This is a genomic window from Gemmobacter aquaticus (genome assembly GCF_007859075.1).
GTDB lineage: Bacteria > Pseudomonadota > Alphaproteobacteria > Rhodobacterales > Rhodobacteraceae > Gemmobacter > Gemmobacter aquaticus.
This window is the reverse complement of the sequence record NZ_VOAK01000011.1, coordinates 1-15966: the sequence shown is the minus strand read 5'-3', so window position 1 is coordinate 15966 and position 15966 is coordinate 1. Positions and strand designations below refer to the sequence as shown.

At 58.1% G+C, this 15966-nt stretch carries 13 protein-coding genes and 3 pseudogenes; 7 read left to right on the top strand and 9 right to left on the bottom strand.

What is annotated here, in order from left to right; translation table 11 throughout:
• Positions 1–8: 8 nt before the first annotated feature.
• The 3 genes and pseudogenes from FQU74_RS02055 to FQU74_RS02045 all read left to right on the top strand — a co-directional run.
• Positions 9–3152, top strand: coding sequence for an efflux RND transporter permease subunit (locus FQU74_RS02055; RefSeq protein WP_146284783.1), 3144 nt, complete (start codon positions 9–11; stop codon positions 3150–3152).
• Between the two features lie 18 nt (positions 3153–3170).
• The gene (locus tag FQU74_RS02050; protein WP_146284782.1) at positions 3171–3527 is read left to right on the top strand and encodes a hypothetical protein; all 357 of its coding nucleotides are present in this window, start codon (positions 3171–3173) and stop codon (positions 3525–3527) included.
• 115 nt (positions 3528–3642) lie between these two features.
• A pseudogene (locus FQU74_RS02045) lies at positions 3643–3774 on the top strand (helix-turn-helix domain-containing protein); the annotation flags it as partial.
• A gap of 4 nt (positions 3775–3778) precedes the next feature.
• Here the strand turns inward: FQU74_RS02045 and FQU74_RS02040 are convergent.
• The 7 genes and pseudogenes from FQU74_RS02040 to FQU74_RS02010 form a co-directional block, all read right to left on the bottom strand.
• A pseudogene (locus FQU74_RS02040) lies at positions 3779–4033 on the bottom strand (transposase); the annotation flags it as partial.
• A gap of 299 nt (positions 4034–4332) precedes the next feature.
• Positions 4333–5223 (bottom strand): DUF6473 family protein, encoded by an 891-nt coding sequence (locus FQU74_RS02035; RefSeq protein ID WP_146284781.1) that lies wholly within the window; start codon positions 5221–5223, stop codon positions 4333–4335.
• Complete coding sequence (locus FQU74_RS02030; protein ID WP_229704336.1) at positions 5223–5879, bottom strand: hypothetical protein; 657 nt, start codon at positions 5877–5879, stop codon at positions 5223–5225. The genes FQU74_RS02035 and FQU74_RS02030 overlap by 1 nt, the downstream gene beginning before the upstream one ends.
• Positions 5880–6206: 327 nt before the next feature.
• Entirely contained in the window at positions 6207–7343 is a 1137-nt protein-coding gene (locus tag FQU74_RS02025; RefSeq protein WP_146284779.1) for a glycosyltransferase family 2 protein, read from the bottom strand.
• Position 7344: 1 nt separating this feature from the next.
• Entirely contained in the window at positions 7345–8328 is a 984-nt protein-coding gene (locus FQU74_RS02020; protein ID WP_146284778.1) for a glycosyltransferase family 2 protein, read from the bottom strand.
• 6 nt (positions 8329–8334) lie between these two features.
• Positions 8335–8877, bottom strand: a complete 543-nt coding sequence (locus FQU74_RS02015) for a hypothetical protein (protein WP_146284777.1) — start codon at positions 8875–8877, stop codon at positions 8335–8337.
• A gap of 253 nt (positions 8878–9130) precedes the next feature.
• Positions 9131–11251 (bottom strand): glycosyltransferase family 2 protein, encoded by a 2121-nt coding sequence (locus tag FQU74_RS02010; protein ID WP_158635511.1) that lies wholly within the window; start codon positions 11249–11251, stop codon positions 9131–9133.
• Between the two features lie 576 nt (positions 11252–11827).
• Between FQU74_RS02010 and FQU74_RS19555 the strand changes: the two genes are divergently transcribed.
• Positions 11828–12193: a hypothetical protein gene (locus FQU74_RS19555; protein WP_229704337.1), complete on the top strand. Its 366-nt coding sequence runs from the start codon at positions 11828–11830 to the stop codon at positions 12191–12193.
• Between the two features lie 225 nt (positions 12194–12418).
• Here the strand turns inward: FQU74_RS19555 and FQU74_RS19210 are convergent, their stop codons facing one another.
• Entirely contained in the window at positions 12419–12667 is a 249-nt protein-coding gene (locus FQU74_RS19210) for a hypothetical protein (RefSeq protein ID WP_206664986.1), read from the bottom strand.
• 534 nt (positions 12668–13201) lie between these two features.
• On the opposite strand from FQU74_RS19210, the gene FQU74_RS01990 reads away from it, so the two are divergent.
• Both FQU74_RS01990 and FQU74_RS01985 read left to right on the top strand, forming a co-directional pair.
• Positions 13202–14728 (top strand): coiled-coil domain-containing protein, encoded by a 1527-nt coding sequence (locus FQU74_RS01990; protein ID WP_158635509.1) that lies wholly within the window; start codon positions 13202–13204, stop codon positions 14726–14728.
• Positions 14725–15366 carry a hypothetical protein gene (locus FQU74_RS01985; protein WP_188781574.1) on the top strand — a complete coding sequence of 214 codons (642 nt, stop codon included), beginning with the start codon at positions 14725–14727 and terminating at the stop codon, positions 15364–15366. The genes FQU74_RS01990 and FQU74_RS01985 overlap by 4 nt, the downstream gene beginning before the upstream one ends.
• Before the next feature lie 82 nt (positions 15367–15448).
• Here FQU74_RS01985 and FQU74_RS01980 read toward each other — a convergent pair.
• Positions 15449–15661, bottom strand: a pseudogene (locus FQU74_RS01980) (ATP-binding protein); the annotation flags it as partial.
• Positions 15662–15828: 167 nt separating this feature from the next.
• Here FQU74_RS01980 and FQU74_RS01975 point away from each other — a divergent pair.
• The coding region (locus FQU74_RS01975) for a transposase (RefSeq protein ID WP_146284773.1) at positions 15829–15966 on the top strand (138 nt) is incomplete at its 3' end.

The following is a 15966-nucleotide window of genomic DNA, read 5'->3' as shown; positions in this document are numbered from 1 at the left end:
GAGCAGGGATGTTCACTTTCCTTGTCACGCAGTCGCTGCGCAACCGCGTGCTGGTGCTTGTTCTGTCTGTGGTCCTGATGGGCTACGGCGCATTCATCGCCATGAAACTTCCTGTCGATGTCTTCCCTGACCTCAACCGCCCCACCGTCACCATCATGACCGAAGCCGAAGGCCTTGCCCCGCCCGAGGTGGAAAAGCTGGTCAGTTACCCCATCGAGACGCAGATGAACGGTCTGCCCGGTGTGGACCGTGTCCGCTCGGTTTCCGGAGTGGGTTTGTCCATCATCTATGTCGAGTTCGACTGGGGCACCGATATCTACCGCAACCGCCAGCAGATCGCTGAAAAGTTGACGCTTGTCGCAGCGCAACTGCCCGCAGGTGTCGTCCCGCAGATGGGGCCGATCAGCTCGATCATGGGCCAGATCATGCTGGTCGCCATGACCGCGCCCGAAGGCGTGACGCCGATGGAGTTGCGCGAAGCCGCCGATTTCATCGTCCGCCCGCGCCTCCTTACGATCCCCGGCGTGGCACAGGTCATCCCCATCGGAGGCGAGGTGCGCCAGTTCCGCGTCGCCCCCGATACCGCCGCTCTGCGCGCCCTGGGCGTCACGCTGGAAGAGGTCGAAACCGCCATCACCGCCTTTGGCGTGAACACCGGCGGCGGCTTCACCGACCAATACGCCCGTGAATTCCTGATCCGGAATATCGGCAGCACGCTTAGCCTCGAAGACCTGCGCAAGGTGGTGGTCAAAAGCGATGGCCGCCAGTCGATCCTGCTGCATCAGGTGGCAGATGTCGGCTATGGCGCACGCCTGAAACGGGGCGAAGCCGGATACATGGGCGAAAGCGCCGTCATCATCTCGGTCGAGAAACAGCCCGATGTGGATACCGTCGATCTGACCCGCCGCGTCGAAGCCGCCCTCACCGAAATCACCGCCAGCCTGCCCGAAGGCATGCGTGCCGACGAGGTGTTGTTCCGGCAAGCTGACTTCATCGAAACATCGGTCAGGAATGTGCAGACCGTTCTGGTCGAAGCGATTGTCGTCGTTGCAATCGTGCTTTTCGCTTTCCTGCTGAACATTCGCACCACCTTTATCTCGCTCACCGCCATTCCCGTCTCGATACTTGTTACGGCCATCGTGTTCCAGCTACTCGGCCTGTCGATCAACACCATGACGCTTGGGGGCCTTGCCATCGCCATCGGCGAGTTGGTCGACGATGCGGTGGTAGACGTGGAGAACATCTTCCGCCGGATGCGCGAGAACCGCGAGGCGGGCAACCCGCGCTCGACCTTCGCCGTGGTCGTCTCGGCAAGTCAGGAAGTCCGCTCGGGCATCGTCTATGCCACGATGATCATAGTGCTGGTCTTCGTCCCCCTCTTTGCCCTTTCGGGCATCGAAGGGCGGCTCTTCGCGCCCTTGGGTCAGGCCTACATCATCTCGATTCTGGTCAGCCTGCTGGTGTCGATCACCCTGACCCCCGTCATGGCCTATTACCTGCTTCCTGGTCTGAAACGGCTCGATGAACATGAAGGCTGGCTCGTCCGCACGCTCAAGCGCGGCAACAGGGCGGCGCTCGACGTGGTGTTCCGCTGGCAGAAAACCCTGATGATCCTCTCGGCGGCAGCGGTGATCATAGCCACCGGAGCGGCGACAATTTTGCCCCGCGCCTTTCTGCCGCCATTCAACGAGGGCACCTTTACCATCTCGATGCTCTTCAATCCGGGCATCTCTTTGGCTGAATCCCATCGCGTCGGCCTGATCGCGGAAAAGCTGATCCTCGAAGTACCCGAGGTGCGCGCCGTGGGCCGCCGCACCGGGCGCGCCGAACTCGACGAACATGCCGAAGGGGTCCATTCGTCGGAAATTGAGGTGGACCTCAACCCCTCCGACCGCCCCAAGACTGAGATCGTCGCTGACATCCGCGCGCGCCTGTCGGTCCTGCCGGTCGCCGTCAACGTGGGCCAGCCGATCTCGCACCGTCTCGACCACATGCTGTCTGGAGTGCGGGCGCAACTGGCGCTCAAGGTCTACGGCCCCGACCTTGACACCCTGCGATCCGTGGCCGAAGGCTTGCGTTCCGACATCGCCACGATCCCCGGACTGGTCGACCTTCAGGTGGAAAAGCAGGTCCGCATTCCGCAGCTCGAAATCCGTATCGATTACGACCGTGCCGCCCTTTACGGCATCCAGCCTGCCGCTATCACCGAAGCGCTGGAGCGGCTCTCGAACGGACGCGTCGTCTCGAAACTGGTGGACGGGGCACGCACCTACGATGTCGTCATGCGACTTGCGGATGAATATCGCACGACGCAGGCCTTGGGTGACCTGCTTATCGAAACCCCCGCGGGCTGGGTGCCGGTGCGCGAACTTGCCGAGGTGCGCGAAACCGACGGGCCGAACCAGATCCTGCGCGAAAACGGCAGTCGCCGAGTTGTGGTTCTAGGAAATACCGACGGAAAGGTCGACATGGCCGGAGTGGTCGAACAGATCCGTGCCGTGCTCGCCACCGCCGAACTCCCCGAAGGTTACACCGCCACGCTCGAAGGCACGTTCCAGGCGCAGGAAGAGGCCAGCCGCACCATCGCCCTCCTTTCCCTCGTTTCACTTGCTATGGTGTTTGCGATCCTTTTCAGCCGTTACAAATCCACCGTTTGCGCGCTGATCATTATGGGCTCCGTCCCCCTCGCCCTGATTGGCTCGGTCGCGGCGCTGTGGATTGCGGGGCAACCACTGTCGGTCGCGTCAATGATCGGGTTTATCACGCTGACCGGAATCGCGGCCCGCAACGGCATCCTGAAAATCAGCCATTACATTAATCTTGCGTTGCATGAAGGTCTGCCGTTCGGCCGCGAGTTGATCATCCGCGGATCGCTCGAACGGCTGACACCTGTGCTAATGACGGCGCTTTCGGCAGGTGTGGCGCTTATCCCGCTGATGGTCGGCGCAGATGCGCCGGGAAAGGAAATCCTCAGCCCTGTTGCCATCACGATCTTCGGCGGGCTGATCTCGTCGACACTTCTCGACACCTTCCTGACGCCGGTTCTTTTCCTGCGTTACGGTCGCGCCTCGCTGGAACGCCTTGTTGCGGCTGCCAAATCTACGACCTCCGACCGGACCGCCCCCGAAGGCGCGGCGGTCCAAACCTTCTGATCCTTGAAAGGAAACGTCATGCTCCGCATCGCCACACTTCTGATCTTCCTCGCGACCCCACTCGCCGCCCACGAACCTGGCATCGGACCGAACGGTGGTATGCGCGTGGACGCCAGTCCCTACCGTGTCGAACTGGTGCCAAGCGGCACGGTGGTGAACGTCTATGTCACTATGGATGACGAAAGCGCCGTCGACACCTTGACGATGACCGGAACGGCCATCCTGCTGATCGGCGGCAAACCGGTCCGCGCGCCACTCGCGCCCACGACGCCGGGTGTCCTGTCTGCCGATACCGGCGTGGAAATCCCCGCCGACGTAAAGGGGGCGATCCAGATCACCGGCGCTGACGGGAAGACGGTTCAGGCCAAATTCTGACGAGGTGTGTTTCGGCAAGCATCTTTGACTCCCTGAGGCGCGGTATCGGCGTCCAGTTTTACCCCCTGATGTTATGTCGGACCGTTCGTTGCGAGGCCGCGAACTGAGGGGGGAGTTGAAGCGAGTGGATACGATCGCGCGGGTCCGGCGGGCCTTCTACGTTCAGGGCCGGTCAGTGAAGAAGATCGCGCGGGAACTGCATGTGTCGCGGAATACGATCCGGAGGATCCTGCGGTCTGAAGAGACGGATCCCCCATAAAATCTTTCCGCACCACATTGTCGAACATGGCTTCCGCAACCTGGCGCTTCAGCTTCGCGTTCTCGTCCTCGAGTTGCTTCAGCCGCTTTGCGTCCGACAGGTCCATCCCGCCATCCTTGGCTTTCAGCTTGTAGAATGTGGCCGGGCTCAGCCAGTGCTTCCGGCAAAGCTCGGAGGTCGGCAAGCCTGCCTCCTGCTCCTTGAGCATCCCAATGACTTGCGCCTCGGTGAAACGGCTCTTCCTCATGTCGTCTGATCCTTCTCAAGTTGGGCAGACTTTACATCACGGCGAGGAAACTTCCGGGGGGCAGGTCACAGGCGAAGGCCGCACGAGTGTCTGGGCTGCAAATGTGCGTAAATCTGCAAGCCCGCCGTTCAGCATTGTCAGCCTCACCTTCGACCACCATTATGCGGTGCGCCGAGATGCCGACCGCGGACAGAAGCATGATCCCAGACGGAGCAAGGGAAGGGCCGATCAAGCTTGACAGCCACGTCCCGATTACAGAAGGCATTCGTTGCGGAGGCTGACCGTTGGGGTGAAGTGAACTATCGAGTCTGCGCGTTGCTCCTGCCACGAATGATTGCACTGATCGTAGGATAAAGTTCTTGGGCTGCTTTCACATGGAGGGTCGGTGAGATATAGGCATCGTGAGAGTTTACAGTGTATGTCTCTGACCGTTTTACTGACACAAACTCTCCGGTGAAACGGCTCATCAGTCGCTGATCGAAACCTTCACTTCCATGAACGATTACTGTCTGGTCGAAGTGCGCACCCATGCGAGCAACCATACTCTTGGTAATCATGTGCGGGTGGATGCCAAAAATGTCAGAAAACTTACTGTTTTCATCTAAGGTCGCATCTGTGAGAGGTTCATTCCTGCCGACGTAAAGCAAGACCTTGGGAACCTTGATTTGGGCCGAAAGGTCTATCATCTGCTCAATGTAGGCCTCGCGGGTCTGTCGGATGAGATCAAGGAACTCGCCACGCGGCAGTTCTTCGAACAGTTTCTGAAATGCATTATGCCCTATGAGGGTCTGGCCCGCCAATTGGCCTTTCTTGATCTCAACAGAAGCCAGCCCGTATGGAGCAGTCATGTACGAGTTTTCAATCGACGAACGCGCCGACATGACCTGCACAATGCAACACTTGGTTGTATTGACGTACTCAAACACCTTCGGCTGCTTCAGATAGTAGCCTGGTCCGGCCCCGCCTCTGCCAAGGTTCAAGACGCGCGCTGAACACATCTCGCCGATGAGATTTGCGAAGGGATACTTGCAGAAGGCACCAAACGTCTGTGCCGCGCCCAAGAAGCTGATGGATGGAGTGGAAGCGTGGAGTGGCCATCGCGGGCCGCGCAAGGTGAAGCCAATACCCGGAAGGGTATAAAGATCGTAGTCCGCAATGTGGCTGCTCTCGAAGTGATAGTTCATCGTCATCACACGCTCCACGAAATAGGGCAATCAAGATCCGCCACTTCGGAGTAGTTCGTTATTAGGGCGCTGTTAGGGGTAGATTTCTGCTTTCTCTGCTGGGTAGATATCTCCGAGGCCGCATTAACACCGAATATCTCCCCAATCACCTGCCTGCAGTCTTCTGGACGATCACAAATGTCTTCATAGAAAATTTCGTGGTAGTTCGGTGATCCGGAAAAAAACTCGCGCGTTAGGCTGATGTCATTCATTCGAGTGCAGCGGAAATCTTCAAACTCTGCTCTAATGATCTCGAACGGCTCTGGTTCGACAGCAGGTGTATGATCTCCGACTAACTGCCATTGGCCAGTTCGACGCGCAATCATGGTAGAAACGTATACGTCAAAGATATTGCGGCGTATCAGGTGAATGACGTTGCTATGGGCGCGGAAGTATTCCATCAGTGGCCCCTTGCGGGGGGTATGGTAATAGAATAATTTAGCCATCGTCCGCCGGTCGACTGCCTCAGAACGAGAAACGACATCCCGCCACAGGCTAAGCTGATCCTTGTTTGCCATCTCAACAATAGCCTCAGGGTTTTTACCAATATGAGGGGCAAGCAGATGCAAGCTGTCGGATTGCGGCCTGAAAATTTCTTTGAGAACCAGGTCCCGAGGAAACATCTTGGCATATATCGAAAGGAAGTAATTCGTACCTGATCGTGCAGACGATACTAGGATCGAATTGGAGTAATTATTAGATGATACGGGCAAGATATCTCTCCAAATTACCTAAGCCTCACCTAGACAGGAGGCATCGTCACGTAGGGCGAAGAATAAGAGAAGTACTTATACTTTCCGTCGCGACCGATGGGTTACCCGTCCTGCTGGCTGCCGTCAAGTTCTGAGCCCTTGCCACTAGGTTCTCTACCCTCGGCGCCGCCTGAATCGTCCACGTGAACTGATGCTCAAGTTAAAAGGGGCTCTAACATCTCAGAGGGGAGTTCTGTATCAACGCATATCGAAAGTCGCCTTGATCGCAGCGAAGCGATCAGCGGCATCCTGGCCGCGCAGACGGTCTAAGGATTCTTTAGATGTCTTTCCGATGTCTGCCAAATGCGCTTCGATCTCAGCTAGCCGCCCATGTAACCTTGCATGCTCCCAACTATTGACTTGTCCCGAGATATCGCCTTTCCGCAGCCGATCGGCGACCAACCAGACAGGGTGGAGATGTCCGCTCCTTGCAAGGGCCTCGACCCAGATTGGCTCGGGAATGGCGGACAGAACCGCAGCGGCATGAACCGCATATGGATAGAACGCTTCAGCGGACAGGCGATTGGTGTGCCATGCCATGTTCTCGAGAAGCCACCTTACGGCCAGCAGGTGATACTCAGCATCCCTCCGGTGTAGCATTCGGCTGATCGTCTCAAAATGCGTGAAGAATGCCGTAAGCGCCATACCGCTTTCGCCCATGGTCTGACCAGGCCGGTTCACCCGGTGTTGGCAGACAGCCGTATCTAGGAAGCGGATACTGCCGGCAGCAAGGCAGACTGCCCAATGGAAGGGATTATCTTCGTAGAAGAAATCCCCTTCGGGAAAGCGCAACGCTCGTTCCTGCAGGAATCCGCGGCGATAGAACTTGCGCCAGGGCACCCCAATCAAGGAAAGGGCCTGAACGCGCAGGATTTCGATGTCGCCCTTGTGAACCAGCTTGTGCCACTTATCGTCATCTGCAGGCTGGCTAGATGTCTGGCGAGTTTCGTCGAAGACCTTGTAATTCGCAATAAGGATGTCCGCAGGGGTCAATAGCATCTGCGCTCGCGCGCGGTTGAAGCCCTCGGGGATGATCCAGTCATCTCCATCCACGAAGAATACGGTCTCTTGGGTGGCCAACGACAGGCCTATGTTAGCGGGGATCCCAACGCCGCCCATGGTATTGGCCCCCAAGCACACCGGCTGCAGATTTACGCCGGGACCGAAGCCAAAGTCACTGAGCTTGGATGCGATAAGTTCGGCTGAGCCGTCCGTGGAGCCGTCATCAACAACGATCACCTCGTCGCCCGGCCGGGCGACGTTGGACAAAGATCGCAGGCATTGGGGCAGATAGGGCCGGATGTTGTAGCTGGTCAGGATGAAGCTGATGGTCATCTCAACCTCCTTCGCGCAGCAGGAAGTCTACGATTTCCTCGGCCTGATCGGGACGACATTCGGCGAATATCCGAAAATCCTCGAATCGAAGCCGCATGTAGAAGTTGATCATCAACCGCTTGAAATCGGGCACCACCGGCGGGTCAATGTGAGCAAGATTCCAGAAACACAGATCGTGGGCAAACTGGATGAACTGACGCATGAAGATCCGGCGATCTAGTGCCGACTGAAACTCGCCAACCAGATCCTCGAGAATGGGTCCCAGACACAGCCGCTCGGCGCCTCGGCGTATCGTCAAGTGATGTTCGCGATCCTGGATGAGATGGACCGCTCCGATGCGGGTGTCGGCCTGAATCCGCTGCGCCTTGAGAAAGCTAAGCCAGTGTAGGCGGACGTCATTGTGAACCGGTGTCTCAGAACAATTGATCCCTGCACGGCGCAGAAAATCTGTCCGGTAGATCTTGTTCCAAGGATAGGCGCTAATCGAACATAGCTCCGCCGCCTCAGCCAGGGTCAGGATTGTGGATGGCCGGGCTCCCAAGGCCAACTTCCACCGCGCTTCGTCGGGCGAAAACGTGCCTTCACGGCCCTCACTTTCCAGGACACGGGTATCGCTGTGCCGAAAGATCGTAAAATCAGGACAGTCGGCATCCAGATGTTGCTGCCAGATGGCTGGAAACTCGGGGGCCAGATGGTCGTCTGCGTCGAAGAACAAAAGATTGTGCGTGGTCGCCGAGGCAAGCGCGAGATTGCGCGCATGACCCGCACCCCGCTGTTTGGGCGATCGGAGATAAACCAGGCGTGCGCCCAATCGCTCCTCCGTGAAGCCCAGCCTCGCAGGATCGCACGGCATGTCCGATCCATCGTCCGAGACCAATATCTCGGAAAATATTCCCATCTGGGACACCTGCTCCAGCAGATGCGCCAGATCATCAGGAAGATTCCAGACCGGGATGGCGATCCCCAGCGAAGCTTTATCTGTCATCGGATGTCACACGACGAAGAAGCGAAGATCCAGAAGCTCGATCTCAAGCGGTCCAGGGCGAAAAAACAGGACCAGATCTCGCCATTGAGCCTGAATGGGCAGGTTGGGAGCTTTGGCGATTTCGATCACGTCTAGATGGGTGGAGGCCGCGGCAAAGGATACCATTGTCTTTCCGAAGGCCTGATCCACGAAATCCCCGTCCCGCCCAGATCGGAGGGCGAAGTGGGACACAGTAGACTGATCCGACCAGCTGCGCACGATGATGCCGATTGCGGCAGCCCCTGTCAGGTCCATCGCGCCTAGAGGAACTGTCAGGCATTGCCATTGCGGGAGTGAGCGCGACCTGCAGGTAAGGCTCAGGGACAGCATATTGTCCCGCCTGCTCACGTACTTTCCCCTCAGTTGCCCACCCCCTCCGTAGGACAGGGTAATTCCATTCAGGATAACGGTTTTCTCAGACGAGATCGTACCGGTCGCCTCGTAAGCCCGCAAGGCACTCAGGGCGAAGCGGCCATCGGCATCTGGACCCAAAAAAAGATTACTTTGCAACTACTTCTCCCGTTAACCAAGACGTAACATCGTTGCCCACCGCAAGGGGCAAGCAATAGTCTCAGGGTGTCATATGATCTGTAGCGATCCGAGGCGGTAATGACGCACATGGCCAGGGCTGCCTACCATGATCGCATAGAGGGGGAATATCATCTGTCACCACGGCATTAGCCCCAATGCCGGTCCAAACGTCGCTCCTGCATACGTCGCTGACTGTTGCTCTGATGGCGCACCATTGATCATTCTCATGTCGTCAGCCATGGAGCCGCACTCCGCCGGCTGTTCCCGGCAAGGCGGGGCTTAAGATAGTCTCGAGATCCCGTGCAGCTTTGAGTCGGTCGTGGATCTGCACTGCCGGCATTGTGGGTAGATCGCGCAACCGGGCCATAACCCCTGCCGCTTCGCCACCGAAGATCCGGACCAGGTTCTCCTTGGTGCGGGAATGGTAATTTCCCGCTTCGCGCAACATCTGCGCACGGGCCTCTTCCGAAAACAGTCGCACTAGCTTGTAGTGATACACTGGCAGAATGGACCGTTCCCAGATGTCGTGGCCAGGTTGTGGACGGCCATCGGTGTGGTGCAGCGTGTGGAACCCCTGATTGAGATGCCGCTGGGTCTGCCAACGCAGGAAGGGGATCTTTCGCAACGAATCGAATGTGCCGAATGCATGGTTGCGCACATCGACCTGCCATGGAAGGTGGGCATAGGGACCGAAAGCCCAGGCAACCGAAGCATGGCTGCGGTAGCTTTCCGGAGGAGAGTAGTCCGCATTTCCGCAATGGGTAAAAAGCTGAATAAAATCACAATCGGCATGCTGCAACGCCTCGAGAGGCGTGTCCGGTGCGGGCAGCAGGTCGATCAGCAGCCCCGGCATGAAGTCATGTCCCTCCCGCTCTAAACTGGCGGCAAGGGTCGTAAAGCTATTGGTATCGGAGGGTAGATGAATGAATTCGTCGGCATCAATAGTTAGCGCCCAAGCGCCTGAAGGCAGGAAATATGTCATTAGCGCTTCGACCCAAGCAGTCTTGAGTGTGCGGAAAGAGCCTACCTTGGGGTGGAATACATGAACATCTTCATCCGTAATCCAGTCCTCGACAGGCTGGTCCGAACCGTCATCGACGATGAAGAAATCACTGACACCGCAGCGGCGATAATGTGCCAGAAGTGGCGCCAGAAAATGTCGCTCGTTTTTGACAACAAGGAAAGCACAGACCCGCCCGGCTTGGATGCGGCAGTTCATATCCCTTTCCCTGGGAGCGTGGAAAAAGGTTGAAAGCAGAATTTCCCGCGGCATCGTATCGAGAAGCCTGTGCTTGTCCGCGGTCAGGTCATTCAAATAGCTATTGCGCCTGATGGAGTCCGAACTGGCAGCGAATCCGCTAAGTCTCGCGTTCAGATTACCCATATGATTGAGATATGGTGTCTGCTGCGCATAGCCTTCGCCACGCGGATTAAGAGGAGGCCGACGTGGGTAATCGCCGATGGCGATCGTCCGGTTGGGCAGACGCTCTTCGTCACGGAACTTACGAGCGAAAAACGACTTCCCAAAAATGTTTTGGTCGGCGTCGATGCATAGAAAGGGCATCGACGAGAACCGCTTCAGAGCGCGCAGGATCAAATCGATCTCGTCGAACTGACGGGGTAGCAGGGAACTGTCATAACCGACACTGCGGTAGACCGCAGTCGGCATACTGATGCGGCCGCTGGTTCCGTCGCCCCACTGACCGGAAAAGTGGTGCAGTAGGAAGTGGCCGTCGAATTCGGCATCCACCGCCAGCAACCGAAGGGTCTCAGCTTGGGTAACGAAATTGTCGCCGTCGAGGCTGGAGTAGATACGGCCCAACATATGCGGCCTGAAGGCATTCTTTGCCTTGCCGAAATGCCAAGAATCGAGACTGTCATCGCAGACTACTCGCAGCAGCCCGGACTCAAGAGCAGTGCCAAAATTCTCGCTTATCCAAGCCTTGCTTTCTGTGTTGTCGCCAAAGAGCAAGACCAGGAACTCGACCTGATCGGCCAGTTCCACATGGGCCGCCAGGTTCTCCGCCAGAGTGCCGCGGATATCGTCCAGTCGGCCCATTAGTGGAATACAGTAAGACACTACTGGCGGCGCGCCGCGTGGCGATGCCGGCGGGGTTGGTTGCCATTGGGCATCCATCTGCCGGACCAACGCACGCATTTCGGCCTGAAGTTGCGCGGGCGTGACTGGCCGGTTGTCGCTTTCGGGTAAGGCCTGATAGTGCCGCAGTGGATTTTCCGACCCGACATCGGCATAGCGCGACAGATAAAAGCGCGTATCGAAATCCGGCCCGGGCGAGCGCTCCAGCAAGCGCCCCCAAGCTAGAAAGTGCTGCAGCGGATCAGCGCCTAACATGTCGACATCACCATAGCGCGCCCGGTACCACGTTGCGTTGAACAGGCTGTCATCGGTTCGGCGGGATAGGGATGGAGAGCCATCAATAGATGGTGTAGTTTGCCCTATTCTATTCATCTTGCGTCGCTTAATAAAATTTTGCGCTGCGCTACTTCATCTGCGAAATGTCTTCGCGGATCTGTGACGGCAGAACACCTCTATTCAATTTCCGGGGGCTGTCAAGCGTAACCACCCGGTTGTTATTGTGGTTGCCCTTAGGTAAACTACACGTTGGTCTTTGTGCAGTTGTCGGCGTCATTTAAGCTGTCGCCTGGACCTGCGGATCGGTTTCGCTTGCATTGAAGTAGCCCACGGCAGGCGGCTGTCAGCCTTGGGCGGTGTGGGGCCGCTGGTGGTTGTACAACTCGGTCAAGGAACGCCCACAGTAACGTGGAACGTGAGCTTCTCTATCCGTGGCATCCGTGGACAGGTCGGCGGGTTCACGTCCATGCGGTTACCTAGCAGGCAAGTATTGCGGCGTTTCGCTTCGGCCTGACCAGCATAGCTTACGATCGTTGGCTGGAGATCCCGATCTGGATGTTCGACCGGGCCGTCTGCCGGTCTTGGCAGTTGAAAGCCGCGCCGCTGGTGGCGGGTTCGGCTCTGACGGCCCTGGCGGCATTCTTGAGCGACGCAGCACTCCCATCGCGATCCGTCGATCCGGACGCAGCATCTGGCTCCCCAAAGGTGATTTCGGGAGATGCCCATGCCACATTGACCGACAAACCCCAGAAGCTCGACCTCTTCAGCCCTCTATGCGACGGCAAGCGAACTCCAAGGCCGCAATGGCGCAGCTTGCCCCACGAGGCGCGGCTGACGCCGGCCGAGTTGATGGTTCGCCTGATCCTCAACCTCGCCAACGGCGCGGCGAGCCAACGGAAGGATGCCGGATATGATGCATGAGAAGATCGGGCCACATCATCTGCAGCGCAAAGCGATCCTCTATGTTGGGCAATCTTCGGCCCATAATGTGCTGCACAGCCTCAACGAGTATGGGCCTGATCTGCTGCGGCGACGGTCGATGTCAGCCCACTACGAGAGGGCTCTCCGTGGTAAGTTGATCGTCGCTACCCCGGTCTCCTCCGTTGTCGGTGCTGCGGTCGCAAGTTGACGTCCCCCTACACCGGGCTACATCACGACATCCCGCGCCATTCCTGCTGGCGAGGCTTGCTCGACAATGGTGAACCGCGCTGCATCGCCCTCGGCGGCATGCGGGGCGACGACACCATCGAGGACGCGCTCTTGCGGGTCGTCGAACCCGGCGCCATCGCTGCCTCCGATCCCGCGAACCGGCTTGTAGCCGGGAAGCTCGATGTGCGGTCGAACTTTGCTCTCGCGATGGCCGCCCAGATCGAGGCCGGGATTGCTGCCCACCACACCACGGCACCCAAAACCGTCCTCCCCGGCGGTACGCGACGCCGCCACGCTCGGCGCGAACCTTCGCTCTTTGTGGGCGGCGCCGACGACGGATGATCCAGCGCCCGATGCCTGCCCTCGCCTTTGATCCGGTTTCCCGGGCGTGCAGATGCCCGCGCCTTGAATGCCGCTTCGTAATTCCGGCGTTTCGACATGCCCTGATCTCCTTGCGCCTGGAGACCAGAAGAGGTCAGATCGTAGCTTCCGTCGCTGTCCGATTTTCGGTAGAGCTCAGTGACGCGCGCTTGCGCAGCGAAGCCGTGTAGCTGGACCGGTTCGTCGTGCGGCAGCGGTAGGATGATGGCTTGCTGATCCGCCCCGCCTGGCAGTCTGGATTCGCGATGTGAATCCTCGATGCGCAGAGTTCTGCAACAACGCCCTTTTACGAACTAAGTCAGGTGACTAAGATATGGTACCTGCGCAACCTTTTGATCTCCGAATATGCCCCCAAGAAACAAATCTGTCGCTCTCGAAACACTTGTCGCCCATTCTTTCGTGGCCTCGTCCGATCTCACCTCGCCGCAGGCGGCGCGCGCATTGTTCTGGAGGGCGCGCTATCTGCAGGAATCGCCGATTCTGCAGCATTTGCCGTTCCTGTTCTGGCTATTGTCCATCTTGCGCCCGCGCCGCTATGTCGAAATCAACATGACGGAGGCGGTGTCGTACTTTGCGGCTTGCCAGGCCATGGATAAAATCGAGCCGGATGCGGTCTGCACGGGCATCTGGCACCAGACAGGCGGGAAGCCTGCTACGATCCCTGAAGGCATCCTTTGGCGCAATTCCGAATTCTACGCCGAATTCTCGCAGATCCTTACCGAACCTCCCGCTAAGGTTGCCAGCCGCATCCACAACGGCAGCGTCGATCTGCTGCTGGTCAACTTGCAGGGCGACGACACCCCTATGAACAGCTTGGTGCAGGACTGGACTTGCAAGCTATCGGAGCGTGCGGTGGTGCTGGTGCATGGCACCGGCCGACCCGGCTTCGAGGAAACCCCCGGCGCGGTATTGCTGCGCGATCTAGGGGCTCGCTGCCCAACCGTGCATTTCGACGGTGGCGACGGTCTCAGCGTCCTGCTTTGGGGTACCGAGCGTCAGGAGCGGTTTCAGGGGCTCGCCAACCTCGCCCCGGAAACCCCAGATTATTTTGATGTCCGTCAGGTCTTTCAGCGGCTGGGTGCCGCGCATCGGTATGAATGGAAGAGCCGCAAGGACAGCCAGCGCCTACACGAGCAGCAACGCAGTCTCGACCGCCTGCAAAAAGAAAACACGGAACTGAGCCGAGACTTGGAAGAACGAACTCTTCTGAGCCAGGAGCACAGCCTGCAGGTTGCGACACTTCGGGCGCAGCTTCACGATCTGGAGATGAAGCGAAAGGCTTGGGAAGACACGGCCAAACAGCGGATCGCAGCGCTAGAGGCCGAGCGAGAGGAACAATCCATTCGACGGCAAGAGGCAGAGGCTGGGCGTGAGGAACGCTTTCGTGAAATCGCGGTTCTGACTTCGACGCTCGAAAAGGAACGCGAGAGGACCCAGCGTTCTGTCGAAGAGCGAACTCTTCTGATCCAGGAGCACAGCCTGCAGGTTACGACACTTCAGGCGCAGCTTCACGATCTGGAGATGAAGCGAAAGGCTTGGGAAGACACGGCCAAACAGCGGATCGCAGCGCTAGAGGCCGAGCGAGAGGAACAATCCATTCGACGGCAAGAGGCAGAGGCTGGGCGTGAGGAACGCTTTCGTGAAATCGCGGTTCTGACTTCGACGCTCGAAAAGGAACGCGAGAGGACCCAGCGTTCTGTCGAAGAGCGAACTCTTCTGATCCAGGAGCACAGCCTGCAGGTTGCGACACTGCAGGCGCAGCTTCACGAGCTGGAGATGAAGCGAAAGGCTTGGGAAGACGAGGCCAAACAGCATCTGGAGCGATACAATGCGGTTATCAATAGCACATCTTGGTGCATTACTCGTCCGGCCCGGCGCGCGATCGACCGGTTTCGTGCGCTGAACAGGAGAAGGCCTCAGAAATGAACAACGTGGGCTGGCCTGTTCTAACTTTCCCTGAAGCCGAGGCGAACCATCTGCGCATGGCCTACAAGGCTGCCACGGTCATTCTCGAATACGGATCAGGCGGCTCTACCGTTCTCGCCGCAGAACTGCCCGGAAAGTTGGTAATCAGTGTTGAAAGCGACCGGAACTGGGCGATAGACCTGCAACGCAAGTTCAATGCTGTTAGCTTGCCTTCGCCCGTCATCATCTGGCATGCCGATATCGGTCCGACCGGAGAATGGGGGCGCCCCGTCAGTGAAGCAGCTTGGCGAAAATTCCACCATTACCCCACCTCGGTCTGGACTCAACCCTTCTTCCGCCACCCGGACCTGATCCTGATCGACGGCAGGTTCCGCCCCGCCTGTTTCGTCACGGCTTGCCTGCGCATCAGTCGCCCGGTCACCGTTCTGTTCGATGATTACACCGACAGGCCAGCATATCATGTGATCGAGCGCCTGGCGAAGCCCCTGCGCACCATTGGCCGCATGGCAGAATTTCGGATCGAACCGCAGCATTGGCAGTTCTGGGTGCAGGACATGCTGATGGATCTTTGCACCCAAGCAACTTTTAGCACCCAAAAGAACTTCGACTACGGGAAAAGTGCGACCGGTAGCACCTAGGCTCCAGACCTGTTGATTTGCAGTGAGAGGTGACCCGGGTTTTCCATCGAGAAGTGACCCACCTTTGATTATGGATTTTGTGTCATTCTGGGGTCAAGGCATGATTTGCGTCCTTCTTTCTTCGGGCTGGGGCGGTTGAACTTGCCTTGAAGCGGTAGCCGGCGTTTCCGGTTTCTAGGATGTGGCAGCGGTGTGTGAGACGGTCGAGCAAGGCCGTAATCATCTTGGCGTCGCCGAAGACTGCGGCCCATTCGCTGAAGCTGAGGTTGGTGGTGATCGCGACGCTGGTCCGCTGACCTGCTCCCCGTATTGTCCTCGTTCAGAAGTTAGTTCTGTTAGTGGTTTGGTCCTTTGTCGACCGGTTGAGGAACTCCCGCGGGGTGAGGCCGTCGGGTAATCCTCCCGATGGTTAAGGGGATGCGGAAGTAGAATTTTCTCGGCAGGATGGACGAGGAGATTCCGATGAAGAAGAACCGTTTCACCGAAGCCCAGATCATGGGCGTGCTGCGTCAGGCGGAGGGCGGGATGCCTGTTCCCGAGCTGTGCCGCGAGCACGGCATCAGCAGTGCGACGTTTTACAAGTGGCGGGCCAAGTATGGC

Coding starts and splice junctions, on each gene's coding strand:
- FQU74_RS02055 (WP_146284783.1), top strand. CDS start 9: ATGTTCACTTTCCTTGTCACGCAGTCGCTGCGCAACCGCGTGCTGGTG.
- FQU74_RS02050 (WP_146284782.1), top strand. CDS start 3,171: ATGCTCCGCATCGCCACACTTCTGATCTTCCTCGCGACCCCACTCGCC.
- FQU74_RS02035 (WP_146284781.1), bottom strand. CDS start 5,223: ATGACGATGAACTATCACTTCGAGAGCAGCCACATTGCGGACTACGAT.
- FQU74_RS02030 (WP_229704336.1), bottom strand. CDS start 5,879: ATGTTTCCTCGGGACCTGGTTCTCAAAGAAATTTTCAGGCCGCAATCC.
- FQU74_RS02025 (WP_146284779.1), bottom strand. CDS start 7,343: ATGACCATCAGCTTCATCCTGACCAGCTACAACATCCGGCCCTATCTG.
- FQU74_RS02020 (WP_146284778.1), bottom strand. CDS start 8,328: ATGACAGATAAAGCTTCGCTGGGGATCGCCATCCCGGTCTGGAATCTT.
- FQU74_RS02010 (WP_158635511.1), bottom strand. CDS start 11,251: ATGTTAGGCGCTGATCCGCTGCAGCACTTTCTAGCTTGGGGGCGCTTG.
- FQU74_RS19555 (WP_229704337.1), top strand. CDS start 11,828: ATGTTCGACCGGGCCGTCTGCCGGTCTTGGCAGTTGAAAGCCGCGCCG.
- FQU74_RS01985 (WP_188781574.1), top strand. CDS start 14,725: ATGAACAACGTGGGCTGGCCTGTTCTAACTTTCCCTGAAGCCGAGGCG.